General features: G+C 43.3%; 1 protein-coding gene. It reads right to left on the reverse strand.

Translation table 11 applies throughout. The features are described 5' to 3' along the window. Positions 1-168: 168 nt before the first annotated feature. A partial coding sequence (locus EIZ48_RS29340) for a hypothetical protein (protein ID WP_205298673.1) occupies positions 169-353 on the reverse strand: 185 nt, incomplete at its 5' end.

Below are 353 nucleotides of genomic sequence, written 5' to 3' on the forward strand. Positions count from 1 at the left end.
TCTAACCCTCCCCCACACTTAAAACTTACATTGTCCCCAATGTAAACTAAAGCGAAAAAGAAAGACAATAATGATAAAACGTATAGTTAAAGAACAAACTCCCCTGGGTTGCCTCCCAAGTAGCGCCTTTGTTTACCGTCGTTGGCTCGACGTAACTTCCGTGCTCCTTCACTCCGCCGGAATTGGGTTTTTAAAGCCTTCATGAAATATCTGCAACTTATGGCCATTCATCTTGCACACCTTGGCCGTGTCCATACTTCGTGTCTCAACTGCATAATGAGGATAAATGTTAGCAATTATAAAAGGTCCAACCCACTGAGAACGCAACTTACCTGGAAACCACCGAAACAATG

Origin of the sequence: Photobacterium alginatilyticum (assembly GCF_009910675.1) — a bacterium.
Classification (GTDB): domain Bacteria; phylum Pseudomonadota; class Gammaproteobacteria; order Enterobacterales; family Vibrionaceae; genus Photobacterium; species Photobacterium alginatilyticum.